The sequence below is a fragment of the Brevibacterium ihuae genome (assembly GCF_900184225.1).
GTDB lineage: Bacteria > Actinomycetota > Actinomycetes > Actinomycetales > Brevibacteriaceae > Brevibacterium > Brevibacterium ihuae.
Map to the genome: position 1 here is coordinate 91,597 of NZ_FXWZ01000002.1, position 26,579 is coordinate 118,175.

The 26,579-nt window shown below is 71.7% G+C and carries 22 protein-coding genes; all 22 read left to right on the forward strand.

The annotated features are described in order from the left end of the window. Positions 1–99 precede the first annotated feature (99 nt). The 22 genes from mraZ (at position 100) to nrdR (ending at position 26,494) form a co-directional block, all read left to right on the forward strand. A complete protein-coding gene (mraZ, locus tag C1A17_RS00410) occupies positions 100–531 on the forward strand; it encodes a division/cell wall cluster transcriptional repressor MraZ (RefSeq protein WP_101649676.1) in 432 nt (143 codons plus the stop codon). A gap of 178 nt (positions 532–709) precedes the next feature. Beyond that, complete coding sequence (rsmH, locus tag C1A17_RS00415) at positions 710–1,684, forward strand: 16S rRNA (cytosine(1402)-N(4))-methyltransferase RsmH (RefSeq protein ID WP_101649677.1); 975 nt, start codon at positions 710–712, stop codon at positions 1,682–1,684. Then, a complete protein-coding gene (gene ftsL, locus C1A17_RS00420; protein ID WP_101649680.1) occupies positions 1,681–2,235 on the forward strand; it encodes a cell division protein FtsL in 555 nt (184 codons plus the stop codon). The genes rsmH and ftsL overlap by 4 nt, the downstream gene beginning before the upstream one ends. A 35-nt stretch (positions 2,236–2,270) precedes the next feature. Further along, on the forward strand, positions 2,271–4,136 hold the full coding sequence (locus C1A17_RS00425) for a peptidoglycan D,D-transpeptidase FtsI family protein (RefSeq protein ID WP_245873338.1): 1,866 nt from the start codon (positions 2,271–2,273) through the stop codon (positions 4,134–4,136). Beyond that, positions 4,127–5,677: a UDP-N-acetylmuramoyl-L-alanyl-D-glutamate--2,6-diaminopimelate ligase gene (locus C1A17_RS00430; RefSeq protein ID WP_245873339.1), complete on the forward strand. Its 1,551-nt coding sequence runs from the start codon at positions 4,127–4,129 to the stop codon at positions 5,675–5,677. Before C1A17_RS00425 ends, C1A17_RS00430 begins: the two co-directional genes overlap by 10 nt. A 1-nt stretch (position 5,678) precedes the next feature. Further along, positions 5,679–7,130, forward strand: coding sequence for a UDP-N-acetylmuramoyl-tripeptide--D-alanyl-D-alanine ligase (locus tag C1A17_RS00435; protein WP_101649684.1), 1,452 nt, complete (start codon positions 5,679–5,681; stop codon positions 7,128–7,130). Further along, positions 7,127–8,215, forward strand: a complete 1,089-nt coding sequence (gene mraY / locus C1A17_RS00440; protein WP_101649686.1) for a phospho-N-acetylmuramoyl-pentapeptide-transferase — start codon at positions 7,127–7,129, stop codon at positions 8,213–8,215. Before C1A17_RS00435 ends, mraY begins: the two co-directional genes overlap by 4 nt. Then, positions 8,208–9,800 (forward strand): UDP-N-acetylmuramoyl-L-alanine--D-glutamate ligase, encoded by a 1,593-nt coding sequence (gene murD, locus C1A17_RS00445; RefSeq protein ID WP_101649688.1) that lies wholly within the window; start codon positions 8,208–8,210, stop codon positions 9,798–9,800. Before mraY ends, murD begins: the two co-directional genes overlap by 8 nt. Next, complete coding sequence (gene ftsW, locus C1A17_RS00450) at positions 9,800–11,104, forward strand: putative lipid II flippase FtsW (protein WP_101649690.1); 1,305 nt, start codon at positions 9,800–9,802, stop codon at positions 11,102–11,104. Before murD ends, ftsW begins: the two co-directional genes overlap by 1 nt. A 7-nt stretch (positions 11,105–11,111) precedes the next feature. Next, the gene (murC, locus tag C1A17_RS14735) at positions 11,112–13,706 is read left to right on the forward strand and encodes a UDP-N-acetylmuramate--L-alanine ligase (RefSeq protein ID WP_101649692.1); all 2,595 of its coding nucleotides are present in this window, start codon (positions 11,112–11,114) and stop codon (positions 13,704–13,706) included. Beyond that, positions 13,703–14,425, forward strand: coding sequence for an FtsQ-type POTRA domain-containing protein (locus C1A17_RS00460; RefSeq protein ID WP_101649695.1), 723 nt, complete (start codon positions 13,703–13,705; stop codon positions 14,423–14,425). The genes murC and C1A17_RS00460 overlap by 4 nt, the downstream gene beginning before the upstream one ends. A 160-nt stretch (positions 14,426–14,585) precedes the next feature. Beyond that, positions 14,586–15,839, forward strand: coding sequence for a cell division protein FtsZ (gene ftsZ, locus C1A17_RS00465; RefSeq protein WP_101649697.1), 1,254 nt, complete (start codon positions 14,586–14,588; stop codon positions 15,837–15,839). Between the two features lie 20 nt (positions 15,840–15,859). Continuing rightward, positions 15,860–16,624, forward strand: a complete 765-nt coding sequence (pgeF, locus tag C1A17_RS00470; protein ID WP_101649699.1) for a peptidoglycan editing factor PgeF — start codon at positions 15,860–15,862, stop codon at positions 16,622–16,624. A 134-nt stretch (positions 16,625–16,758) separates the two neighbouring features. After that, a complete protein-coding gene (locus C1A17_RS00475; RefSeq protein WP_101649701.1) occupies positions 16,759–17,256 on the forward strand; it encodes a cell division protein SepF in 498 nt (165 codons plus the stop codon). 128 nt (positions 17,257–17,384) lie between these two features. Continuing rightward, positions 17,385–17,684 (forward strand): YggT family protein, encoded by a 300-nt coding sequence (locus tag C1A17_RS00480; RefSeq protein WP_101649703.1) that lies wholly within the window; start codon positions 17,385–17,387, stop codon positions 17,682–17,684. A gap of 198 nt (positions 17,685–17,882) precedes the next feature. Further along, complete coding sequence (locus C1A17_RS00485; RefSeq protein ID WP_101649705.1) at positions 17,883–18,680, forward strand: DivIVA domain-containing protein; 798 nt, start codon at positions 17,883–17,885, stop codon at positions 18,678–18,680. Between the two features lie 150 nt (positions 18,681–18,830). Then, the gene (locus C1A17_RS00490; protein WP_101649707.1) at positions 18,831–19,406 is read left to right on the forward strand and encodes an O-methyltransferase; all 576 of its coding nucleotides are present in this window, start codon (positions 18,831–18,833) and stop codon (positions 19,404–19,406) included. A gap of 69 nt (positions 19,407–19,475) precedes the next feature. Next, complete coding sequence (locus C1A17_RS00495) at positions 19,476–20,030, forward strand: signal peptidase II (RefSeq protein WP_101649708.1); 555 nt, start codon at positions 19,476–19,478, stop codon at positions 20,028–20,030. Further along, on the forward strand, positions 20,027–20,956 hold the full coding sequence (locus C1A17_RS00500; RefSeq protein WP_219618227.1) for an RluA family pseudouridine synthase: 930 nt from the start codon (positions 20,027–20,029) through the stop codon (positions 20,954–20,956). Before C1A17_RS00495 ends, C1A17_RS00500 begins: the two co-directional genes overlap by 4 nt. Before the next feature lie 126 nt (positions 20,957–21,082). After that, positions 21,083–24,616 (forward strand): DNA polymerase III subunit alpha, encoded by a 3,534-nt coding sequence (gene dnaE, locus C1A17_RS00505; protein WP_245873463.1) that lies wholly within the window; start codon positions 21,083–21,085, stop codon positions 24,614–24,616. A gap of 43 nt (positions 24,617–24,659) precedes the next feature. Beyond that, positions 24,660–25,985 (forward strand): histidinol dehydrogenase, encoded by a 1,326-nt coding sequence (gene hisD / locus C1A17_RS00510; protein WP_245873341.1) that lies wholly within the window; start codon positions 24,660–24,662, stop codon positions 25,983–25,985. Next, entirely contained in the window at positions 25,985–26,494 is a 510-nt protein-coding gene (gene nrdR / locus C1A17_RS00515; RefSeq protein ID WP_101649713.1) for a transcriptional regulator NrdR, read from the forward strand. The genes hisD and nrdR overlap by 1 nt, the downstream gene beginning before the upstream one ends. The last annotated feature ends 85 nt before the right edge of the window (positions 26,495–26,579 follow it).

Genomic DNA, 26,579 nt, shown 5'->3' on the forward strand with positions numbered 1-26,579 from the left:
TTCTACGGCATTCAGGGAAAAGTCAGGCGAAAGGTGGGGGAAAGTGGAGTACAGTGGGAGGCATCGGAGCCGATTGGGTTTCGAGAGGGGTGAGACGGCATGTTCTTGGGCACGCATATGCAGCGGCTCGATGACAAGGGCCGGCTCATCCTGCCCGCGAAGTTTCGAGAGGAGCTCGCGAACGGACTCGTCCTCACCCGGGGTCAGGAGCACTGCCTCACCCTGTTCTCCGCCCGGGAGTTCGAATCCGTCCACGAGCAGATGCGCGCGGCGCCCATGACCAGCAAGGACGCCCGCGACTATCTGCGCATGTTCCTCTCCGGGGCCTCGGCCGAGCAGCCGGACAAGCAGGGGCGGATCACCATTCCGCAGATCCTGCGGCAGTACGCCTCGCTCGACCGCGACCTCGCGGTCATCGGCATGGGAAACCGCGTCGAGATCTGGGACGCCCCCACCTGGGAGCGGTACCTGACCGAGACGGAGCAGGGATTCGCCGAGCGAACCGACGAGGTGATTCCCGGAGTGATCTGAGCACTCGGTCGAGATCCTCGTCCGCCACCGGTTCTGGGGCACTTCCCCGGTTCCAGAGCCACGGGTCCTGTCACACTTCCCCGGTGCCAGGGCAGCGGGCGGGCGAGGTTCTGGATCGAGTGACGGATCGCCGGACCGACAGTGCCGCGAGGCACGCGAACGCCGTGAGGAGGAGTCCGTGGCCGAGGCCCGTCACACCCCCGTGCTGCTCGACCGCTGCGTCGACCTCCTCGGCATCGGCATCGCCGCCGCCCGCGAGGCCGGGCGCACCCCGGTCGTCGTCGACGCGACCCTCGGGATGGGCGGGCACGCCGCAGGGGTGCTCGCCGCGCACCCGGACGTCGTGCTCCTCGGGATCGACCGCGACCCGGAGGCGATCGCCCTCGCCGGTGCGCGCCTCGCCCCGTTCGGAGAGCGCTTCATCGGCGTCCACGGCACCGACGAGATCATCCCCGAGGCGCTCGCCGCGCACGGGTACGACCGGATCTCCGGAGCGCTGTTCGACCTCGGCGTGAGCTCGCTGCAGCTCGACGAGGACGAGCGCGGGTTCTCCTACTCCCGTCCCGCCCCGCTCGACATGCGGATGAATCCGGAGGACCCGCTCACCGCGGCCGATGTCCTCAACACCTATCCGGAGGCCGAGATCGCCCGCATCCTCGCCGAGTACGGGGAGGAGCGCTTCGCGCGGAAGATCGCCCGCGTCGTCGTCGCCGACCGCGACGAGGACCCGTGGCGCACCTCGGACCGGCTCGCCGCGATGCTCCAGCGCGTCATCCCCGAGCCCCGGAACGCGCGCAAGCGCTCCCACCCGGCCAAGCGGACCTTCCAGGCGCTGCGCATCGAGGTCAACCGCGAGCTTGCGATCCTCGAGGAGGCGCTCCCGGCCGTGCTCGCCGCCCTCCACGTCGGCGGGGTGTGCGTCGTCGAGTCCTACCAGTCGCTCGAGGACGCCATCGTCAAGCGGGTGTTCCGGGCCGGGACGACCTCCCAGGCCCCGCCCGAGCTGCCGGTCGTCCCCGAGCACCTGCAGCCGTGGCTGTCCGAGATCACCCGCGGCGCCGAGAAGGCCGACGCCGCGGAGATCGAGTCCAACCCCCGGGCCGCGAGCGTGCGCCTGCGGGCCGTGCGCAAGACGAGGGAGCCGGCATCATGAGTCCACTCGCCCAGGCCGTCCACACCGCCCCCGCCCGGAAGCGCGCCGCGACCCCGCTGCGCGACGAAGATGTCGCCCGGCTGCGCCTCGTCGTCCCGCAGGTCGCCCGGCGCCGGGTGTCGTTCTCCGCGGTGTGCGTCCTGCTCGTCGCAGCGGGGATCTTCGGCGTCCTCCTCCTCAACATCGCGATCTCCCACAGCACCTACCGGGTCGAGCAGCTCACCGCCGAGCAGTCCCGGCTCCACGAGGAGCGCGACCGCCTCACCGAGGACATCTCCTACCGCGAGAGCCCGCAGAACATCGCCGCCGCCGCGGAGGAGCTCGGTCTCGAGCGCGACCTCACGCCGGAGTACATCCGGCTGTCCGACGGGGAGGTGCTCTCGCCCGGTTCGGTTCCCGGCAACCGCCTGCGAAATCCCTCAACCGTGCCCGGCCCGCGCGCCGATGCCCGCCAGGACGTCCGTCCGAACCTACGATCGGAGGAGACGCTCCCCGCGGTCGGGGGAGGGTCGCCCGACATGACCGCGCCGAGCCAGCGCAGCCCGGAATGACACGACCGATGCACTGACGAAGGAGAGGGACGCGGATGACGACGGTGAGCCCCCAGCGCCGCACCTCCGGCGCCGCGTCGTCCTCCCGCTCCTCGCGCACCTCCTCCCGCTCCTTGCGCCCGGGCCCGCCGCGCTCCGGTGCCCGGCGTCCGGCCGGCGGCCCGCCGGACCCGCGCCGCCGGATGCGGCTGCTCGTCCTCGCCGCGGTCATCGTGCTCCTCGTCATCGCGGGCAAGCTCGTCGCGATCCAGGGCATGGACACGATGAAGCTCGCGCAGGAGGCGCTCGACTCCCGCCTCGTCACCAAGCCGCTCCCGGCCGCCCGCGGGGTCATCACCGGTGCGGACGGGACCGTGCTCGCCGACAACGCGATGCGCTACCGGGTCGTCGTCGACCAGCAGAACATCGCGCGCTACACCGATGCCGACGGCGAGCTCATCGGCGCCTGGGGCGCGGCGCAGGCGATGGCCGGGCCGCTCGACACCGATCCCGGCCTCCTGCTGCCCGAGCTCGCCGGCGATCGGCTGTGGAACCCCGTGGCCGAAGGCCTGACGAGCGAGGTGTGGAACGAGATCGACGCCCTCGACATCCCCGGGGTGAGCATGGAGGAGTACTCCATCCGCACGTATCCCGCCGGCGCGGTGGGCGGCAACCTCATGGGATTCATCGGCACCGACGGGCAGGCGCTCGCCGGCCTCGAGCTCGAGTACGACGAATCCCTCCAGGGGCGCGACGGCGAGCAGCAGTACGAGCGCGGACTCGCCGGCGACATGATCCCGCTCGGGGACAGCAACCTCGTGCCGGCCCGCAACGGCACCGGACTCCGGCTCACCATCGACCCCACCATCCAGTACTACGCGCAGCAGGCGATCGCCGACCAGGCGGAGGAGCACGAGGCCGAATGGGCCTCGATCGTCGTCGAGGAGGTCGGCACCGGCCGGATCCTCGCCGCGGCCGAGGCGCCGAGCGTCGACCCGAACCACCCCGGCGCCGTCGATGCCGACGACCGGGGGTCGCGGATCTTCACCGGGATGTTCGAGCCCGGGTCGACGGCGAAGATGATCACCGCCGCAGCCCTCATCGAGGAGGGCCTCGTCACCCCGACGACCGAATTCACCGTCCCCGACCGCTGGACGGCGCCCAACGGCGAGGAGTTCCGCGACTCGAGCGCGCACGCCGATCAGCAGCTCACCTTCGCCGGCATCCTCATGAACTCGTCGAACACCGGGACGATCCTCGCCGGGGACAAGCTCTCCCTGCAGCAGCGCCACGACTACATGCGGGACTTCGGATTCGGGGAGGACCCCGCCGTCGAGTTCCCGGGATCGACCGGCGGCATCCTCCACCCGTACGACGAGTGGGACGGCCGGACGAAGTACACGGTGATGTTCGGTCAGGGGATGTCCGGCACCGCGCTCCAGACCACCTCGGCGTTCGCGACGATCGCCAACGGGGGAGTGCGGATGCCCTCCCAGCTCGTGTCCGGCATGGTCGACGACTCCGGCACGGTGACCCCGGTGCCGCAGGGCTCCGGCCAGCGGGTGGTGTCCGAGGACACCGCCGAGCAGGTGCTCTCCATGCTCGAGGCCACGGTCGCGGAGGGCACCGGCACCAACGCCGCAGTGCCGGGCTACCGCGTGGGCGGCAAGACCGGCACCTCGCAGGCTCCCGCGGACTCCGGCGGCGGCTACGACGGCTACACCGCGTCGTTCGTCGGCGTCGCCCCGATCGAGGACCCCCGCATCGCGGTGTCGGTGACCTTGCAGCGACCGCGCAAGGGCTACTACGGTGGATCGGCTGCGGCACCCGTGTTCTCCGACGTCACCGGATTCACCCTCCGGCACCTCCGGGTCCCGCCCTCGACCACCGCACCCGAACTCCCGCCGGAGGAATGGAACTGATGCTGCTCTCCGAGCTCGAACTGCCCGCCGCCGTGCGCGTCCTCGGCGACCCGCACCTCGACGTCAGCGGGGTGTCCCACGACTCGCGGACCGTCGCGCCCGGCGACCTCTACGCGGCGCTGCCCGGAGCGAACGTCCACGGTGCGCGGTTCGCCCCCGAGCTCCTCCGGTCCGGCGTCCGCGCCGTCCTCACCGACGACGCCGGGCTCGCCGCGATCCGCGCCGCGCTCGCCGAGTCCGGCGAGGACGCGCTCGCCGAGCGGACGACGTTCCTCGTCGTCGCCGACCCGCGGGCGCACCTCGGGCACATCGCCGCGCAGGTCCGCGGCACCGACCGGGAATCGCCGCAGCTCATCGGGATCACCGGGACGAACGGCAAGACGACGACGACGTACATGGTCGACGGGCTCCTCACCGCGCTCGGGCACACCACCGGGGTCATCGGCACCGTCGCGACGCTCATCGCCGGTCGCCGGCAGTCGAGCGTGCGCACCACCCCGGAGGCGCCCGAGCTCCATGCGCTGTTCGCGCGGATGCGGGAGGCCGGCGTCGACACCTGCGCGATGGAGGTGTCCTCCCACGCGCTGAGCCAGCACCGGGTGGACGGGGCGCACTTCCGCGTCGTCGGCTTCACCAACCTCTCCCAGGACCACCTCGACTTCCACGGGTCGATGGAGGAGTACTTCGCGGCGAAGGCGCAGCTGTTCACCCCCGAGTTCGCCGACTCCGGGGTCATCGTGCTCGCCGACGACTGGGCCCGGAGGCTCGCGGACCGGGCGGAGATCCCGGTCGTGACGATCAGCCGCGATCCCGCCGACGCCCCGGACTACCGCATCACCGACGAGGCCGACGGCGCATTCACCCTGACCGGCGCCGGGCTGAGCCTGCGCGCCCGCTCCCCGCTGCCCGGCGACTTCAACGTGCTCAACACCGCGCTCGCCCTCGTGCTCCTCCTCCGGACCGGGATCGAGCCCGCCGCGCTCGCCGCGCACGCCCGCACCTTCGGCGCCCCCGTGCCCGGCCGGATGGAGGTCGTCCACCCGGCCGACCCGCGGGTCATCGTCGACTACTCCCACACCCCCGATGCGATCGCCCAGGTGCTCGCCGGCCTCGACGGCGGCCCCGGTCCGCTCGCCATCGTGGTCGGCGCCGGCGGCGACCGCGATCGCGGGAAGCGGCAGGCGATGGGCCGGGCCGCCGCGACCGAGGCCGACGTTGTCATCGTCACCGACGACAACCCGCGCAGCGAGGACCCGGCCGCGATCCGGGCGGCGGTGCTCGCCGGGGTCGAGCAGGCCCTCGCCGACGGCAGCGCCCGCGTCCCCCGGACGGCGGTGCGCGAGATCGGCCCGCGGGCCGAGGCGATCGCCGCGGGCATCGCCGCGGCGGGTGCCGGCGGCACGCTCGTCATCGCCGGGAAGGGGCACGAGACGGGACAGGAGATCGCCGGAGTCGTCCACGACTTCGACGACCGCGAGCAGACACGCGCCGCGCTCGCATCACGAGGCGCGGAGACCGGAACCGGTAGAGTTCGGAAGTGATATGAAGCGATTCTCTGTGCACGAGGTGGCCACCGCCCTCAACGGCGAGATCTACGGGATATCCCCCGACCAGGAGCTGAGCGGGGGAGTCGTCACCGACTCCCGCGAGGTGTCGCCGGGCGACATCTACGTGGCCCGCCGCGGCGAGACCGCCGACGGGCTCGACTACGCACCCGCCGCCCTCGAGGCCGGAGCCGTGCTCATCATCGCCGAGGCGGTCCCGACGGTCGACGGGGAGCACCTGCCCACCGTGCACGTCGCCGACCCCACCGCCGCGCTCGGGCACCTCGCCCGCCTCAACGTCGAAGCGCTCCGCGCCTCCGGCGACCTCACCGTCATCGCGATCACCGGGTCGGCGGGCAAGACCACGGTCAAGGACCTCACGGCGGACCTCCTCGCCGGTCACGCGGAGACCGTGTGGCCGCCGAACTCGTACAACAACGAGGTCGGGGTGCCGCTCACCGCGATCCGCGCCGACGAATCGACCCGCTTCCTCGTCCTCGAGATGGGCGCCCGCTCGATCGGCAACCTCGCATACCTCACCTCGCTCGTCCGGCCCGACATCGCCGTCGAGCTCAACGTCGGCAGCGCCCACGGCGGGGTGTTCGGCTCGATCGAGAACACCGCCCGGGCGAAGTCCGAGCTCGTCGAGTCCCTTGAGTCCGGCGGGACCGCCGTCCTCAACGCCGACGACCGGCGGGTCGCGGCGATGGCCGAGGTCCTCGCCGAGGGAGTCGACACCCTGTGGTTCAGCGCGGCAGGCGGGGAGGACCGCACGCCCGCGGTGCGCGCCACCGACGTCGAGGCCCATGCCTCCGGACGCACCTCCTTCACCCTCCACCTCCCGGGGGAGGAGCCGGCCGCGGTCGAGCTCGCGCTCCTCGGCGAGCACCACGTGGGCAACGCGCTGGCCGCGGCCGCGGTCGCCCATCGCTGCGGCGTGCCCGCCCGGTCGATCGTCACCACGCTCGGCACCTCGGGCGCGGCGAGCCGCTGGCGGATGGAGCTCATCGACTCCCCGAACGGCGTCACGGTGCTCAACGACGCGTACAACGCCAACCCCGACTCGATGCGCGCGAGCCTGAAGACGCTCGCCGCGATGGGCCGCGGGGACGACACCACCGGCCCGCGCCGGACCTTCGCGGTGCTCGGGGAGATGCTCGAGCTCGGCGACGACTCGGTGACCGAGCACGACTCGATCGGACGCCTCGTGGTCCGCCTCAACATCAGCCGCACGATCGCCGTCGGCGACGGGGCGAAGCCGATCTACCAGGCCGCGAACCTCGAGGGCTCCTGGGGCAACGAGGCGGTCTGGGTGCCGAGCATCGCCGAGGCCCGCGAACTCCTCAGCGCCGAGCTCCAGCCCGGCGACATCGTCCTGTTCAAGTCCTCGCGCGACGCCGGTCTGCGCTACCTCGGAGACGAGATCGCAGGGGTGTCGGGGCAGCAATGATCGCCGTCATCCTCGCCGCGTGCCTGAGCCTGCTCCTCACGCTCATCGGCACGCCCCTCTTCATCCGGATGCTCGTCAAGCGCGGATACGGCCAGTTCATCCGCGACGACGGCCCGGAGACCCACGCGACGAAGCGCGGCACGCCGACCATGGGCGGCGTCGTCATCATCGGGGCCGCGCTCATCTCGTACTTCGCCTCCCATCTCCTCACCGGATCGCACCCCACGCCGTCGGGCGTGCTCGTCCTGTGGCTCGCCGCCGGACTCGGCGCGGTCGGGTTCCTCGACGACTACATCAAGGTCTCCAAGCAGCGCTCGCTCGGCCTCAAGCCCCTCGGCAAGCTCGTGGGGCAGGGATTCGTCGGGATCAGCTTCGCGGTCCTCGCACTGCAGTTCCCCAACGAGTACGGGCAGACCCCGGCATCGACCACGATCTCGTTCGTCCGCGACACCGCGCTCGACCTCGCGTTCGCCGGGCCGATCCTCGGCCTCATCGTCTTCATCGTGTGGGCGAACCTCATCGTCACCGCGGTGTCGAACGCGGTCAACCTCACCGACGGCCTCGACGGACTCGCCTCCGGCGCGGCCGCCGTCGTATTCGCCGGCTTCGTCATCATCACCACGTGGCAGTCCACCCAGAACTGCAATCTCATGACCGAGATCCGCGACGGCTGCTACTACATGCGGGACCCGCGCGATCTCACGATCGTCGGCGCGGCGATGGCCGCGGCCTGCATCGGGTTCCTGTGGTGGAACGCCTCGCCCGCGAAGATCTTCATGGGCGACACGGGCTCGCTCGCGATCGGCGGTGCGATCGCCGGGCTCGCGATCATGTCGCGCACCGAGCTCCTCCTCATCATCATGGGCGGGCTGTTCGTCCTCATCACCCTGAGCGTCATCATCCAGGTCGCCTCGTTCAAGCTCACCGGCAAGCGGGTGTTCCGGATGGCCCCGCTCCAGCACCACTTCGAGCTCATCGGCTGGGCCGAGGTGACGATCGTCGTCCGGTTCTGGATCATCGCGCTGCTCTTCGTCGTCGCCGCCGTCGGCCTGTTCTACGCGGAGTGGGTGTCCCACCTTGACTGAGACGCTCGATCCCACCGCCGCCGACGGCCCGCCCCCGGTGCTCCCGCCGGGTGCCGAGCCGGTCGACTACCCGAACGCCGCGGCGATCCCCGCCGCGCTCCACGGCCCCGAATCCTCGCTCGCCGGGATCACCGTCGTCGTCACCGGCCTCGGCGTGTCCGGGTACCCCGCAGCGGTCCACCTCGCCGAGCGCGGTGCGGAGGTCATCGTCGTCGACGGCGACACCGCCCGCGACCGGTCCGAGTACGAAGCGATCCTCGCGGTGTTCGACGTCGACATCCGGCGCGGGCCCGAGCACGTCTCCGAGGTGCCGACCGGCCGCTCCGGGCGCACCCCCGATCTCGTCGTCACCTCCCCGGGATGGCGACCCGACCAGCCGCTGCTCGCCGCGGCCGCCGCCCGCGGCATCCCGGTGATCGGCGAGGTCGAGCTCGCCTGGCGGGTGCGCGGGGCGAACTCCGCGCCCTGGCTCGTCGTCACCGGGACGAACGGGAAGACCACGACGACGACGATGCTCGAATCGATGCTCCGCGTCGCCGGCCTCGACGTGCGCGCGTGCGGGAACATCGGGGCCCCGCTCCTCGAGGCGGTGCTCGATCCCGACGCCGAGGTGCTCGCGATCGAGCTCTCGAGCTTCCAGCTCCACTGGCAGTTCTCGATGTGCGCCGAGGCCGCCGCCGTGCTCAACATCGCCGCAGACCACCTCGACTGGCACGGCAGCGCGGAGGCGTACGCCGCCGACAAGGGCCGCGCCTACACGAACGTGCGCACCGCGTGCGTGTTCAACGTCGACGATCCGGCGACCCGGGCGCTTGTCGAGGACGCCGAGGTCATCGCCGGTGCCCGCGCCGTCGGCTTCTCCTCCTCCGTCCCCGGCCCCGGGGAGCTCGGCGTCGTCGAGGACCTGCTCGTCGACCGGGCCTTCATCCCGCAGCGCTACTCCGCCGCCGCGGAGCTCGCCGCGCTCGCCGACGTCGCGCGGGCCTCGGGCACCCCCGACGCCCCCGCCGCGCCGCACCAGGTCGCCAACGCGCTCGCCGCCGCCGCGCTCGCCCGCGCGGTGGGCGTGCCCCCGGCAGCCGTGCGCGACGGGCTGCGCGCCCACGCCGCGGGCGGCCACCGGCTCGCGCTCGTCGCCGAGCACCGCGGCTGCCGCTGGTTCGACGACTCGAAGGCGACGAATCCGCACGCCGCGGACGCCGCGTTGCGCGCCTTCGACGACATCGTGTGGATCGCCGGCGGACTCGCCAAGGGCGCGGAGTACGGGGACCTCGTCGCCGCCCACGCCCACCGCCTGCGCGCCGTCGTCCTCATCGGCGAGGACCGCGCGCCGCTGCGCTCCGCCCTGGCCGCGCACGCGCCCGAGGTCTCCGTCCACGAGGTCGACCTCCCGGTCTCCGAGCTCGCCCCGGCCGAGCGCGGCGGCCCGGTGATGGACCGCGCGGTCGACCTCGCGCTCGCCGCCGCCCGGCCCGGCGACACCGTGCTGCTCGCTCCGGCGGCCGCGAGCATGGACCAGTTCCTCGACTACGCCGCCCGCGGCGACGCCTTCGCCCGCGCCGTGCACGAGCGTGCGGAGGCCTGATGAGCAGCCCGGGGAGGACCGCACCGCGGACCGGCGGCGCCCGCGCCCGCCGCACTCGACCGCAGGATTTCCTGCGCCGTGAGGACGGGCTGATCGCGGCGCTGCGCCGCATCCACGACCTGCCGGTGACGAGCTTCTACCTCGTCCTCGCCTCGACGCTCGCCCTCACCGCGATCGGCCTGACCATGGTGCTCTCCGCCTCGTCGATCACCGCGTACGCCGGCGGGGAGGGCTCGTCCTTCTCCGTGTTCGCGCGCCAGGCGGTGTTCGCCGTCGTCGGGCTCATCGCGATGATCAGTGCGGCGTCCTGCACGCCGCGCATCTGGCGGGCGCTCGCGGTGCCGGCGATCGTCCTCGGCGTCGGCCTCCAGGTGCTGCCGTTCGTCCCGGGGCTCGGGCGCACCGTCAACGGATCGACGAGCTGGGTCTCGATCGGCGGCATCCAGGGCCAGCCCGCGGAGTTCGTCAAGGTCGCGCTCGCACTATGGCTCGGGGTGTTCCTCGCCAACCGGGCCCGCCACCTCGCGGAGTTCCGGACGCTCCTCCCGGTGATCGCGGTGCTCGGCCTCGTGCTCGGCTTCATCCTCTACGGCCGCGACCTCGGGACCGGACTCATCATCATGGGCCTCGCCCTCGGCGCGCTGTTCGTCGGGGGAGTGCCGTGGAAGTACTTCCTCACCGCCCTCGCTGGGATCGGCGCCCTCGTCGTCCTCCTCGTCGTCACGAGCGCGAACCGGATGGCCCGCGTCAAGGCGATGTTCGGCGCCGCCGACCCGGCCGCCGCCGACCCGCTCGGCCAGCACTGGCAGTCGAACCACGGGCTCTACGCGCTCGCCTCCGGCGGCTGGTTCGGGGTCGGCCTGGGCGCGAGCCGCGAGAAGTGGTCGTGGCTGCCCGAGGCGCACAACGACTTCATCTTCGCGATCATCGGCGAGGAGCTCGGCCTCCTCGGCTCGTTCGTCGTCCTCCTCCTGTTCGCCGCGCTCGGCTACGGTCTCATCCGGATCGTCATGCGCTCCCGCGACCGCTTCGTGCAGACCACGACCGCCGCGGTGTTCATGTGGATCGTCGGCCAGGCCCTCGTCAACATCGGCGTCGTCGCCGGGGTGCTGCCGGTCATCGGCGTCCCGCTCCCGCTCGTGTCATCCGGAGGCTCCGCGCTGCTCGCCACCCTCATCGCGATCGGCATGGTGCTCTCCTTCGCCCGGACGGAGGACGGCGCCCGCGAGGCGATGCGCGCCCAGTCCACGCGGGTCCGCAGCTCGCTCGCCGTCCTGGCCCGTCGCCCCGTCCGCTCCACGTGAGGAAACCATGTCCCTGACCGTCCTGTTCGCCGGCGGCGGCACCACCGGCCACGTCTCGCCGATGCTTGCCGTCGCCGACGACCTGCGCTTCCAGGATCCGGAGGCGCGGATCATCATGCTCGGCACCGCCGAGGGCCTCGAGACCCGACTCGTGCCCGCTGCCGGGTTCGAGCTGCTCACCATCGACAAGGTGCCTGCGCCGCGCCGCATCGACGCCTCGCTCGTGCGCTTCCCGGGCCGGCTGCTCGGCACGGTGTCCGCCGTCACCCGGATCATCCGCGAGCGCGGGGTCGACGTCGTCGTCGGCGTCGGCGGCTACGTGTCGAGCCCGGCCTATCTCGCCGCGCGCCGCACCGGCACCCCGATCGTCGTCCACGAGGCGAACGCCCGGCCGGGTCTGGCCAACCGCCTCGGCGCCCGCCTCACCCCCGAGCGGCGCGTCGGCTACACCTTCGCGAGCACCCCGCTGCCCGGGGTCCACGTCGGGATGCCGATGCGGCACGCGATCGAGGCGATCGACCGCTCCGCTCCGGACCAGCGCGCCGCCGGAGCGCACGCACTCGGCCTCGACCCGCAGCGCCGCACCCTCGTCGTCACCGGCGGCTCGCTCGGGGCGCAGGCGATGAACGAGGCGTTCCGCGAGGCGATGCCCGATCTCATGGCCGCCGGGGCCCAGGTGCTCCACATCACCGGTGCCGGCAAGGGCGCCGAGCTCGCTGCGGCCGCCGAGCGGTACCACGGCTACCACGTCGTCGACTACGTCGACGGGATGGAGCACGTCTACGCCGCGGCCGACCTCCTCATCTGCCGTGCCGGCGCCGGCACCGTCGCCGAGGTCACGACCGTGCAGGCACCCGCGATCTACGTCCCGCTGCCGATCGGCAACGGTGAGCAGCGGCTCAACGCCGCCGACGCGGCGACGGCCGGGGCCGCCCGGGTCATCGAGGACGCCGACTTCACCGCCGCGACCATCCGCGACCGGGTGATCCCGCTCGTCACCGACGACGCGGAGCTCGCCGCGATGGCCGAGGCCGCCCGCAGCATGGTCTTCCCGACCGCTGCGGCGCGCACCATGGTGGAGATGATCTACGAGGCCGTCGGCCGGCCCCACCCCGGCCGCCCGTACCCGCCCGAGCGGCGGACCCGGGCCGAGCGCGCCCGGGTCCGCCGCTCGGGCGGGTACGGGCAGCGAGGGACACGCATGACCGAGGCCATCGTGCCGGCCGCCGAGCTCGGCCGGGTGCACTTCATCGGGATCGGCGGCGCCGGGATGTCCGGCATCGCGCGGATCATGCTCATGCGCGGCATGAGCGTCTCCGGCTCCGACGCCAAGGACTCGAGCGTCGTGACGACGCTGCGCGCGCAGGGCGCCCAGATCGCGATCGGACAGCGCGCGGAGAACATCGCCGGCGCCGACACCGTCGTGGTGTCCTCGGCGATCCGGGAGTCCAATCCCGAGCTCGCCGCGGCGCGCGACGCCGGGTTGCGGATCATCCACCGCTCGATGGCGCTCGCCTCCCTCATGGTCGACCGCCGCGCCGTCGCGATCGCCGGCACCCACGGCAAGACGACGACGACGTCGATGACGACCGTCGTGCTCCAGGCCTGCGGGGCGGATCCCTCGTTCGTCATCGGCGGCGTCCTCACCGCGACCGGCACCAACGCCCACGACGGCTCCGGGGACGTGTTCGTCGCGGAGGCCGACGAGTCCGACGGCTCCTTCCTCCTCTACGAGCCCGCGGTCGGGGTCATCACCAACGTCGAGGCCGACCATCTCGATCACTACGGCACCTGGGAGGCGGTGCGCCAAGCGTTCGTCGACTTCTGCTCCCGGACCGCCGAGCGCGGCGGGACCGTCATCGTGTGCGCCGACGACGAGGGCTCGCGCGAGATCGGTCTGCGCGCCCGGGCGGCGGGCGCCTCGATCCTGTTCTACGGAACCTCCGAGGACGCCGACGCGCGGATCGTCGACCTCGAGCTCGGCCGCGCCGGGACCCGGTTCGGGCTCGAGCTCGACGGCACGGTCCACGGGCCGATCACCCTCCACCAGCCGGGCGCGTACAACGCCGCGAACGCCGCCGCCGCCCTGTGCGTCGCCGCTGAGCTCGGTCTCGATCTCGGAGCAGCGATCAGCGGGGTCGAGTCGTTCGGCGGCACCCGTCGCCGCTTCGAGCTGCGCGGCACCGAGAGCGGCGTGCGCGTCTACGACGACTACGCCCACCACCCGACGGAGGTCGCCGCGGTGCTCACCGCCGCCCGCTCGGTGGTCGACCCCGGTGGGCGGGTGCACGTGATCTTCCAGCCGCACCTGTTCTCCCGCACGCAGAACTTCCGGACCGAGTTCGGCCGCGCGCTCGGCATCGCCGACGAGGTCGTCGTGCTCGACGTGTTCCCCGCCCGCGAGGATCCGATCCCCGGGGTCACCGGGGCGATCATCGCCGCCGAGGTGCCGCACGAGAACGTGACTTTCCTCCCGTCCTTCGCCGACGCGGTGCCCTACGTCCGCGATCGCGTGCGTCCCGGCGACGTCGTCATCACCGCGGGCGCCGGCGACGTGACCCTGCTCGGCCCCGAGCTCGTGGCGGCCCTGGGCGGGTCGTGAGCACGGCGAGCCTCGCGGACCGGCTCGCCGCCCGCAGGCGCGCTCGGATCCGCACCTGGGCGATCGTCGGCGCGGTCGCGGCCCTCGTCCTCGGGCTCGCGGCGGCGGCATGGTTCACCCCGGTGCTCGAGCTGCGCGCCGTCGAGGTCACCGGTGCCGAGCTCACCGACCCGGCGGAGGTCGAGGACGCGGTCCTGGCCTCCCACGGCGGCACCCCGCTGCCGCAGATCCGCCTCTCCCGCGTCGAGGACGAGCTCGTCTCCGCGTTCCCCAAGGCGGCGAGCGTCGAGGTCGGCTGGGCCGGCCCGAACGCGCTGTCGGTCGCAGTGACCGATCGGGAGCCCGTGCTCGCGGTGCCCGCCGACGGCGGCTGGGACCGCTACGACGTCGACGGCGAGGTCATCGACTCCGTCGCCGACGAGCCGAAGGGCCTCCCGGTCCTCGCCCTCGAGGACGACGCCGACGTCCCCGGCGCGGTGAGCGCCGTCGTCGCCTTCCTCGACGCGGTGCCCGCCGAGCAGCGCGCCGGGGTCACCTCGATGAGCGCCGGCTCCGGCCGCGACCTTCGGATGCGCTACGACCACGAGGGCACCGAGGTCACCGTGCTGTTCGGCTCGCCGGAGGACGCCGCCCGGAAGTTCGAGGTCGCCCGCGCGCTCATGGCGACCGGCGCCACCGAGATCGACGTGTCCGTGCCCGAGGTGCCCGTCACCCGCTGAGGCCGGGCCGCCGGCGGGCGGCGGGGACATTTCGGCCAATCCCCGGCGGACACACCGGGTGCGATGGTTGCACCCGGACGGCGATCCCCATAGCGTCGACCCGAAGGCACAAAAGCCGGAGCGCCCCGCGCGGGCCCGATGCGTCGAAAGAGGAACCGACTTGGCTGAATTCCCACAATCCGGAGCGGACATCAAAGTCGCCGGCACCGGCGGTGGCGGCGTCAATGCTGTCCAGCGGATGATCGACGTCGGCCTGCGCGGTGTCGAGTTCATCGCGATCAACACCGACGCGCAGGCGCTCCTCCTGTCGGAGGCCGACCTCAAGCTCGAGATCGGCCGCGACCTCACCCGCGGCCTCGGGGCCGGCGCGGACCCGGAGATCGGCCGCAAGGCGGCCGAGGACTCCGAGGAGGCCATCGAGGAGGCGCTCGAGGGCGCCGACATGGTCTTCGTCACCGCTGGCGAGGGCGGCGGCACCGGCACCGGTGCGGCGCCCGTCGTGGCACGCATCGCGCGGTCGCTCGGCGCGCTCACCATCGGTGTCGTCACCCGACCCTTCACGTTCGAGGGCCGTCGCCGCTCGGCACAGGCCGAGGCCGGCATCGCCGCCCTCCGCGAAGAGGTCGACACGCTCATCGTCATCCCCAATGACCGCCTGCTCTCGATCTCGGACCGCAACGTGTCCGTGCTCGAGGCCTTCCAGTCGGCCGATGAGGTCCTCCGCTCCGGCGTGCAGGGCATCACCGACCTCATCTCGACCCCGGGGATGATCAACCTCGACTTCGCGGACGTCAAGTCGGTCATGCAGAACGCCGGCACCGCCCTCATGGGCATCGGCTCCGCCGTCGGCGAGGACCGCGCGGTGCAGGCCGCCGAGGCCGCGATCGCCTCCCCGCTGCTCGAGGCGAGCATCGAGGGTGCGCATGGCGTGCTGCTGAGCATCCAGGGCGGCTCCGACCTCGGCCTGTTCGAGATCAACGAGGCCGCGCGCCTCGTGCAGGAGGCCGCGCACCCGGAGGCGAACATCATCTTCGGCACGGTCATCGACGACAACCTCGGCGACGAGTGCCGGATCACCGTCATCGCCGCCGGCTTCGATTCGCAGGCCAGCGAGTCCTCCGAACCCACCGGACGCCCGGCCTTCGCCGAGCCCGAAGCCGACTCGGCCGGTCAGGATTCCGACCGCGGCGAGACGGGCCAGGGCCAGTTCGGTCAGGCCCCGGCCGGCCAGGGGCAGTTCGCCGCCGGCCAGGCATCACAGGGCCAGCCCGGCCCGGGGCAGCAGCCCGGTGCCGACCCGCAGTCCCGCCCGCAGTCCGGCCACCCCGGCTCCGACGTCCCGTCGTCGCTGCCGGAGGAGAAGCCGTCCCGGTTCGACAACTCGGACCTGGACATCCCGGACTTCCTCAAGTGATCCGGATCGGCTGACCCACCGTGCTGCACAGCCGCTTCGTCCTGTCCGGTGAGCGCTTCACCGCGCATGCCGCGTTCACCGACAGGAGGGGCGGCTACAGCAGCGGGCCGTTCGACTCCTTCAACCTCGCGCTCCACGTCGGCGACGCCCCGGAGACGGTCGCGGCGAACCGAAGCATGCTCGCCACCGTGCTCGAGCTCCAGGCCGACCGGCTCGGATACGTGTCCCAGGTGCACGGCACGGCGGTGCACCGGCTCGAGCTCGACGACCCCCCCGCCTCGGTGCCCGGCGACCCGGTGACCGCCGATGCGCAGGTCACCGCGAGCACCGACCTCGGGCTCGTCGTCCAGGTCGCCGACTGCACCCCCGTGCTCCTCGCCGATGTCGACGCCGGCGTGGTCGGCGCGGTCCACGCCGGTCGGCAGGGCATGGCCGACGGGGTGGTGCCCGCCGCGCTCGAAGCGATGACCGCCGCCGGTGCGCGCCACGTCACCGCGATCATCGGCCCGTCGATCTGTCCCCGCTGCTACGAGGTGCCCGCCGAGCTCCGCGCCGCCGTGGCGGACGCCGAGCCGGTGACCGCCTCCGTCTCCGCCCACGGCACCCCGGCGCTCGACGTCGCCGCGGGCGTCGCCGAGCAGCTGCGCCGCGCGGGCGTCGCGATCCACCGCTGGGTGCCGGAGTGCACCGCGGAGGACCCGGCTCTCTACTCCTACCGGCGCGACGGCGAGACCGGCCGGTTCGCCGGGATCATCTGGCTGCGGGCGAACCCCGCCGCCGGCTGAGACCGCGATACGCGCCCGCCGACACGCCCGCTCGTCCTCCCCGGATCCCGGTCCCCGGCGCGGTAGTTTCGACACTGAGGGAGACTCACCTGCAGGTGCGCCTGCGACCGAACCGCGAACCACGAGGAGACGACATGTCCGCGCTCAAGAAGATCGGCACCTATCTGGGATTCGTCGAGGACGACCTCGACGAGCCGCAGGCGCGCCACCACCGCGCCGCCGACACCGACGACTACGCAGACGACTACGGGGTCGAGGACTTCGACGAGGTCGTCGAATACGAGGAGCCCGCCGCCGTGACCCCCATCCGCGCCTCCGTCCGCCCCGTCGAGTCGGCCCCCGCCTCGGCGATGCAGCGGATCCAGACCATCCACCCCCGCAGCTACAACGACGCGAAGGCCATCGGCACCGCGTTCCGCGACGGCATCCCCGTCATCATGAACCTCTCCGCGATGGACGAGGCGAACTCGAAGCGCCTCGTCGACTTCTCCGCGGGCCTGATCTTCGGCCTGCGCGGCTCGATCGAGAAGGTCACGAACAACGTCTTCCTCCTCACCCCGGAGAACATCGAGGTGTCCACGGAGAACGACGACGCCGGCGACACGCAGGCGAGCTTCTTCAACCAGAGCTGAGCGTCCGCGTGCGCGAGCTTCGGGCTCGCTGAGAACAGCGGGTCGCGGTTCGGTGTTTCCTCGGGCGGCGGTCTACCCTGGTGGGTAGACCGCCGCCGTCCTGTTCGCGAAAGAGGTTCGATCCGCCCGTGGGCATCATCTTCCATCTCCTGGCGACGATCGTCAGCCTGTACGTCTACGTGCTGCTGGCCCGCGTCATCATCGACCTCATCCAGGTCTTCTCCCGCGATTGGCGGCCGACCGGTTTCGTGCTCGTCCTGTGCGAGATCGTGTACACGCTCACCGATCCGCCGATCACGCTCATGCGCCGGATCATCCCGCCGGTCCGTCTCGGGCAGATCTCGCTCGACCTCGGCTTCATCGTCGTCTTCATCCTCGTCCAGGTCCTCGCCGGAGCGCTGCGCATCGCGGGCAACTCCTTCGTCTGAGGGCCCGGAACGCGCCCGCGGGCGTGACCGTTTCGTGACCTCCGGGACCGCTGCACTCCGCGGTGCGGGCACGGCGCAGGCGCGCCGCGCACGACAACGGCGCGGGGGATGGGATATGGTTTCTCTGTTGTCTGTTGTATAACAGACTTGTAAAGAACAGCATTTCGAAGAACATCATTGTCGACCGAAGGTGGCCTCATGGCGCTTACGCCTGAAGACGTAGTAAACAAGCGGTTCCAGCACGTCAAGTTCCGCGACGGATACGACCAGGACGAGGTGGACGACTTCCTCGATGAGGTCGTCGTCGAGCTCCGCCGTCTCTACCAGGAGAACGACGAGCTCCGCCAGAAGCTCTCGGCCGCCGAGCAGCGCGTGAATGAGCTCTCGCAGGGCGGATCCGCTCAGTCGTCTTCGTCCTCTGCGGACGCGCGGTCCGAGCCGGCCGTCGACCCGCAGGCCACCCAGGCGATGCCCGCCGCGGTGCCCGGCAACGAGCCGAAGGCCTCCGACGACCGCCGCGAGTCCGCGGAGCAGACGCCGGCCTCTCCGCTCGTCGCCCCGCAGCAGTCCGGCCCCTCGGCCGGTGCCGGCTTCGCCGCCGGTGCGGGCGCAGGTGCCGTGGCCGGCTCCGCCGCGAAGTCCTCCTCGGACCAGGACGCCCACGGCCTCATCGCCCTCGCCCAGCGCCTCCACGACGAGCACCTCGCCGAGGGTGAGCGCACCCGCGACAAGCTCATCGGCGACGCGGAGAAGAAGGCCCAGGAGATCGTCCGCGACGCGGAGAAGAAGCGCGACGACACGCTCCGCCACCTCGAGACCGAGAAGGCCAACCTCGAGCGCGAGATCGACGGTCTGCAGAACTTCGAGCGCCAGTACCGGACGCGGCTCAAGAGCTACCTCAACGATCAGCTCCGCGAGCTCGAGAACTCCGGTTCGCTCGCCCCGGAGACCCTGGGCGGCAACAAGATGGGTTCGAACCCGCAGCACTCGATCTGAGTCGCAGGCCACACGGCCGCAGCACGACGCGAACGGCGTCGGTGAGCTCGTCTCACCGGCGCCGTCGGCGTTCCCGGGCGCATGCTCCGCGCCGCCCGGGCCCGTTGCCGGTCTGTTCCCATCCGGGGCCGTGCGGCCTAGGGTGGTCCCATGGTCGACTTCGATGAGTTCAGCGCGGCGGTCCTCGAGCGCTCCCGTGCGCACGATGCCGGGGCCGAGGCGCACGAGAGCCGGTACCGCAACCTCGAACCCTCCTCCGCCCGGCTGCTCGCCGATCTCGTGGGCGGGCTCCGGGCGCAGAACGTGCTCGAGGTCGGGACCTCGAACGGGTACTCGACGATGTGGATCGCGCAGGCGCTGCCCCCGGGCGGCTCGATCCTCACCATCGACAACCACCCGGGCCGCGCCGCAGAGGCCGCCGGCCACTTCGCCGAGGTCGGCCTCGACGCCCGGATCGAGCAGCGGGTGGGCGACGCGGCGACGGAGCTCGCGGCGATCCGCGGGTCCTTCGACCTGATCTTCCTCGACTCCGACCGGACCGCGTACGTCGACTACCTGCCGCAGATCCTGCGGCTGCTCGACGGCCTCCTCGTCGTCGACAACGTCATCTCCCACGAGCACGAGACCGCCGAGTTCGAGGCGGCGCTGCGCGACACGCCGGGCTTCACCGTGCTCACGCTCGCGATCGGCAAGGGGCTCCTGCTCGCCCAGCGCGACGCCGGGTGAGTCCCGGGCGCCCGGGCGGCTAGACTGGTGAGCCGGACCGCCCGACCCCGAAGAGGAGACCCCACGGCTGTGAGCACTGCACCCCCCACCGGCAGGAGAGGTCTCCTCATCGGTGCGCTGTTCGCGATCGCCGTCGCCGTCGTCGTCGTCGACCAGGTCACCAAGCAGATCGCGATCGCGGTGCTCGAGGGACGGCCGTCCGTGCCGGTCATCGGCGAGCTCGCCGGCTTCACCTTCTACCGCAACCCGGGCGCGGCGTTCGGGATGGGCTCGAACTCGACGTGGATCTTCGCCGTCATCGCGATCATCGTCCTCGTCGGGATCCTCGTCGCCAGCCGCCGGCTCGGCTCGCGCGCCTGGAGCTGGGGTCTCGGGCTCCTCCTCGGCGGCCTCAGCGGCAATCTCATCGACCGGCTGTTCCGACCGCCCGGCTTCTTCCACGGCGCCGTCGTCGACTTCATCGACCTCTCGCTGTTCATCTGCAACGTCGCCGACATCGCGATCTCCGCCGCCGCCGTCGTCATCGTCGTCACCACCCTGCGCGGCATCGGGCTCGACGGCACGCGCGATTCCGACGAGACGCAGACCGCGTCTGCCGAAGACGCAGCGAAGGAGCAGGTGTGAGGGAGCGTTCGATGTTCGTGCCCGAGGGACTCGAGGGCGAGCGGGTCGACACCGCGCTGAGCCGGATGCTCGGCCTGTCGCGCTCGGCCGCGGCCCAGATCGCCGCCGCCGGCGACGTGCAGGTCGACGGGGCCGTCGTGGGCAAGTCCGACCGGGTGAGCGCAGGTGCCCGCATCGACGTCGTCATGCCCGAGCCCGCGAAGCCGCTCGAGATCGTCGCCGAGCCCGTCGAGGGGATGCGGGTGATCTACGACGACAATGCGTTCGTCGTCGTCGACAAGCCCGTGGGCGTCGCCGCCCATGCGGCCGCCGGCTGGAAGGGACCGACCGTCATCGGCGGCCTCGCTGCGGCCGGCTACGACATCGCCACCTCGGGAGCGGCCGAGCGGCAGGGGATCGTGCACCGGCTCGACGTCGGCACCTCCGGGGTCATGGTCGTCGCGAAGGGCGAGCACGCGTACTCCGTGCTCAAGCGGGCCTTCAAGGAGCGCACCGTCGCCAAGACCTACCACGCGCTCGTCCAGGGCCTGCCCGACCCGGTGGTCGGCACCATCGAAGCGCCGATCGGCCGCAACCCGCGCCGCGACGGCCTCTACGCCGTGCGCACCGACGGCAAGCACGCCGTCACCCACTACGAGGTGCTCGAGGCGCACCGCTCCGCGACGCTGCTCGAGGTCCGGCTCGAGACCGGGCGGACCCACCAGATCCGCGTGCACATGGCCGCCACCCGGCACCCGTGCTGCGGTGACCTGCCCTACGGCGCCGACCCGGTGCTCGCCGCCCGGCTCGGTCTCGAGCGGCAGTGGCTCCACGCGGTGCGGCTCGGCTTCGAGCACCCGGAGACCGGCGAGCAGGTCGAGTTCGAGAGCGCCTATCCCGAGGATCTGCGGACCGCTCTCGACCGGCTGCGCGACGCGCAGGGCTGATCCCGCAGGCGCGCGGACCGTGTCCGCGGCGAGCGGTACCCTGGGACGAGCGCCGACCGCAGGAGGAGAGAAGGACCCGTGACGACCGACAGCTTCGTGCATCTCCACGTCCACACCGAGTACTCGATGCTCGACGGAGCGGCGCGGGTGGGCGACCTCATGGCGGCTACCAAGGAGATGGGCATGCCCGCCATCGCCACCACCGACCACGGGTACCTGTTCGGCGCCTTCGACTTCTGGAGCCAGGCCACCGCTGCCGGCGTCAAGCCGATCATCGGCGTCGAGGCCTATGTCACCCCGGGCACCGCGCGCGGCGACAAGACCCGCGTCAAGTGGCGCACCGACGAGAGCCAGCGCGGCGACGACGTGTCCGGCGGCGGTGCCTACACCCACATGACGCTGCTCGCGGAGAACAACACGGGCATGCAGAACCTGTTCCGGGCCTCCTCGATCGCCTCCCTCGACTCGGCGTTCGGCAAGTGGCCCCGGCTCGACCGGGATCTCATCGAGACCCACGCCTCCGGCCTCATCGCGACCACCGGCTGTCCCTCGAGCGAGATCCAGACCCGGCTGCGCCTCGGCCAGTACTCCGAGGCGCTCCGGGCCGCCTCGGAGTACAAGGACATCTTCGGGGCGGGCAACTACTACTGCGAGATCATGGACCACGGGCTGTCCATCGAGCGGCGCGTCGTCAAGGATCTCCTGCGCCTGGCGAAGGAGCTCGACCTGCCGCTCGTCGCGACGAACGACCTCCACTACACCCACGAATCCGACGCCAAGGCTCACGAGGCCCTGCTCGCGATCCAGTCCGGCTCCAAGCTCATCGAGCCCACCTACGACCAGGGCGGCAGCCGGTTCGCGTTCTCCGGGTCCGGGTACTACCTCAAGTCCCCGGCGGAGATGCGCGCGCTGTTCAAGGAGATGCCCGAAGCGTGCGACAACACGCTCGAGATCGCCGAACGCTGCCAGGTGTCCTTCGACACCTCGGCGAACTACATGCCGAAGTTCCCCTGCCCGCCGGGTGAGGACGAGACCTCGTGGCTCGTCAAGGAGGTCGACCGGGGCCTCCACCACCGGTACCCCGGCGGCATCCCCGACGCGGTCCGCAAGCAGGCCGACTACGAGCTCGACGTCATCGTCTCGATGGGCTTCCCCGGCTACTTCCTCGTCGTCGCGGACTTCATCAACTGGTCGAAGGACAACGGCATCCGGGTGGGTCCCGGGCGCGGCTCCGGTGCGGGCTCGATGGTCGCCTACGCGATGCGCATCACCGACCTCGACCCGCTCGAGCACGGACTGATCTTCGAGCGCTTCCTCAACCCCGAGCGCGTCTCCATGCCCGACTTCGACGTCGACTTCGATGATCGCCGCCGCGGTGAGGTCATCGAGTACGTCACGCAGAAGTACGGCAGCGAGTACGTCGCGATGATCGTCACCTACGGCACGATCAAGACCAAGCAGGCGCTCAAGGACTCCGCGCGCGTGCTCGGCAAGCCGTTCTCGCTGGGGGAGCGGCTCACCAAGGCCCTGCCGCCGCCGGTCATGGCCAACGACATCCCGCTGTCCGACATCGAGGACTCCGCGGCGGCGCGCTACGGCGAGGCCGGGGAGTTCCGGGAGCTCGTCGCCTCCGAACCCGAAGCGCGCGAGACCTTCGAGACCGCGAAGGGCCTCGAGGGCCTCAAGCGGCAGTGGGGCGTGCACGCCGCCGGCGTCATCATGTCCTCGGAGCCGATCATCGACGTCATCCCGATCATGCGCCGCTTCCAGGACGGGCAGGTCATCACCCAGTTCGACTACCCGACGTCCGAGGGCCTCGGGCTCATCAAGATGGACTTCCTGGGTCTGCGCAACCTCACGATCATCTCCGACGCGATCGCGAACATCGAGCTCAACCGCGGCTTCCACCTCGACCTCGAGCAGCTCGCGCTCGACGACGCGGAGTCCTACCGGCTGCTCGCCCGCGGCGACACCCTGGGCGTGTTCCAGCTCGACGGCGGCGGACTGCAGGGCCTGCTCCGGCTCATGCAGCCGGACAATTTCGAGGACATCTCCGCGACGCTCGCGCTCTACCGCCCGGGTCCCATGGGTGCGCAGTCGCACACGAACTACGCGCTGCGCAAGAACAACCAGCAGCCCATCACGCCCATCCACCCGGAGCTCGAGGAGCCGCTGCGCGACATCCTCGACACGACCTACGGCCTCATCATCTACCAGGAGCAGGTCATGGCGATCGCGCAGAAGGTCGCCGGGTACTCGCTCGGCCAGGCCGACATCCTGCGTCGCGCGATGGGCAAGAAGAAGAAGGCCGAGCTCGACAAGCAGCAGGCCGGCTTCTTCGCCGGGATGCAGGAGCGCGGATACTCCGAGGGTGCGGCGCAGGCGCTGTGGGACATCCTCCTCCCGTTCTCCGACTACGCCTTCAACAAGGCGCACTCGGCGGCCTACGGCGTGATCTCCTACTGGACGGCCTATCTCAAGGCGCACTACCCGGCGGAGTACATGGCGGCGCTGCTGACCTCGGTGGGCGACAACAAGGACAAGCTCGCGATCTACCTCGGCGAGTGCCGTCGGATGGGGATCACCGTGCTGCCGCCCGACGTCAACGAGTCCGCGCAGAACTTCACCCCGGTCGGCTCCGACATCCGCTTCGGCATGGGCGCGGTGCGCAATGTCGGCAGCCAGGTCGTCGAGGGGATCGTCGCCGCCCGGACCGACAAGGGCGACTTCACCTCCTTCACCGACTTCCTCGACAAGGTGCCGAGCCAGGTCTGCAACAAGCGCACGATCGAATCCCTCATCAAGTCCGGCGCCTTCGACTCGCTCGGACACACCCGGCGCTCCCTCGTCGAGGTGCACGAGGAGGCGGTCGATTCGGTGATCGGCGTCAAGCGGCAAGAGGCAGCCGGGCAGTTCGACCTGTTCGCCGGGCTCGGCGGGGACGACCCTGCGGAGCCGAGCTTCTCCGTCGCGATCCCCGACCGCCCGGAATGGGACAAGAAGGAGAAGCTCGGGTTCGAGCGCGAGATGATCGGGCTCTACGTGTCCGACCACCCGCTCAACGGTCTCGAGGGCATCCTGCAGAGCGAGGCTGAGGCCTCGATCGCGGAGATCGTCGACCCGGAGAACTCCCGCCCGGAGGGATCGTCGGTGACGATCTGCGGGATGATCACCCAGGTCCAGCGGCGGGGGTCGAAGAACTCCGGCAAGCCCTACGGCATCGTCACCATCGAGGACCTCGCGGCGAGCATCGAGGTGATGTTCTTCGGCGACGTCTACGAGCCGGTGGCCTCGCTGCTCGCCACCGACCTCGTCGTCGCCGTCACCGGGCGCATCCGGCGCTCCGACGACCGCCCGACCTCGCTCATGGCGCAGTCGATGACGATCCCCGACGTCAGCGACCCCGACGACCGGCCGCTCCACATCACCATGCCGGTCCAGCGGTGCACCCCGGAGCTCGTCGAGGAGCTCCGCGACGTCCTCCGGGCCAATGCGGGGCACACCGAGGTCCGGCTCAACCTCACGCAGCCCGGCCGGAGCATCGTCATGCGGCTCGACGCGAGCGTCCGGGTGAGCCCCGGCCCCAGCCTCTACGGCGATCTCAAGGCGCTTCTCGGCGCGCAGTGCCTGCAGGCGGCGGGGTCGTCGGCGTTCGGCTGAGATCACCCTGCGGCGCGGGCGCGCCGGGCCGTACACTGGGCGGGTGAATCAACCACTGATCAACCGACTCGACCTCCGCGACTCGCCGCTCGACCGCCGCACCCTGCGCGGTGCGGTGCCGCGCGCCCAGGTGGACCTCTCCGACGCCGTCACCGCGGTCGGCCCGCTCATCAGCGCCGTGCGGAAGCGCGGCCGGGCCGCCGTGCTCGAGTACACCGCGCGGTTCGATCGCGTCGAACCCGAATCCCTCCGGGTCCCCTCCGAGGAGCTCGCGCGCGCGGCCGAGGAGCTCGACCCGCAGGTCCGCGCCGCGCTCGAGGAGACGATCCGGCGCACGCGCACCGTGGCCCGCGGCGACGTCCGCACCCCCGTCACGACGGCGTTCCCCGGCGGCGGCAGCGTGACGAGCCGCTGGCTGCCGGTCGACCGGGTGGGCCTCTACGTCCCCGGCGGACTCGCCGTGTATCCCTCGACCGTCGTGATGAACGTCGTCCCCGCCCAGGAGGCCGGGGTCGCCTCGCTCGCGATCGCCTCGCCCCCGCAGGCGAACGGCCTGCCCCACCCGACGGTGATGGCCGCAGCCGCGATGCTCGGCGTCGAGGAGGTGTGGGCAATGGGCGGCGCGCAGGCCGTCGCGGCCTTCGCCTACGGCTTCTCCGACGGCGAGGAGCTCGAGCCGGTCGACCTCGTCACCGGCCCCGGCAACGCCTTCGTCGCCGCCGCCAAGGCGAGCGTCCGCTCGGTCGTCGGCATCGACTCCGTCGCCGGCCCCACAGAGATCATCATCCTCGCCGACGACACCGCCGACCCGTCCTACGTCGCCGCCGACCTCATCAGCCAGGCCGAGCACGATCCGCAGGCCGCATCGGTCCTCGTCACGGCGTCCCCGCAGCTCGCCGACGCCGTCGAGGCCGAGCTCGCGGTGCAGGCCCCGGCCGCCCGGCACGCCGAGCGGATCGCCGAGGCGCTCGCGGGCCCGCAGTCGGGCATCGTCCTCGTCGCCGACCTCGACGCCGGCATCGCGGTGCTCAACGCCTATGCCGGGGAGCACGTCCAGCTCATGATCGCCGATCCGCACGCCGCCGCCGCCCGGGTGACGAACGGGGGAGCGGTGTTCCTCGGCTCCCATGCGCCGGTGGCGCTCGGCGACTACTGCGCCGGCTCGAACCACGTGCTGCCGACCATGGGCAACGCCGCTCACGCCTCGGCCCTCGGGGTGCAGTCCTTCCTCCGGGGCAGCCAGGTCATCGACTACCCGGAGGCCGCACTCGCGGCCGTCGCCGACCACATCGTCACCCTCGCGGTGGAGGAGGATCTCCCGGCGCACGGCACCGCGGTGAGCCTCCGCTCGGCCGGGGGGAGCGCCTGATGCACTGCCCGTTCTGCCGCCATCCCGACTCCCGCGTCGTCGACTCCCGCACCTCCGAGGACGGTTCGTCGATCCGCAGGCGCCGGCAGTGCCCGCAGTGCATGCGCCGCTTCACCACGATGGAGCACACGAGCCTCGCGGTGATCAAGCGCTCCGGGGTGTCCGAGGAGTTCTCCCGCCAGAAGGTCGTCTCCGGGGTGCGCAAGGCGTGCCAGGGGCGGCCGGTGGGCGAGGACGACCTCGCGAAGCTCGCACAGCGGGTGGAGGAGAAGATCCGCAGCCGGGGGATCGCGGAGATCGATGCCGACGAGGTCGGACTCGCGATCCTCGAGCCGCTGCGGGAGCTCGACCAGGTCGCGTTCCTCCGCTTCGCGAGCGTCTACCAGGGGTTCGAATCCCTCGAGGACTTCGAGGAGGCGATCGCCTCGCTGCGGGCGGACCGGGACGCCGGGAGCCCGTCGGGAGACCCCGCGAAGCCCGCCGCCGGGGGTCCGGCGCAGAATGCCTGAGACGATTTGTCGCAGGTGCGCGTTTTCGGTATAGGATGAGTTCTGCGCGCTCAGGCGCGCCCGCCGCCGGCGGCATCGGAGGGGA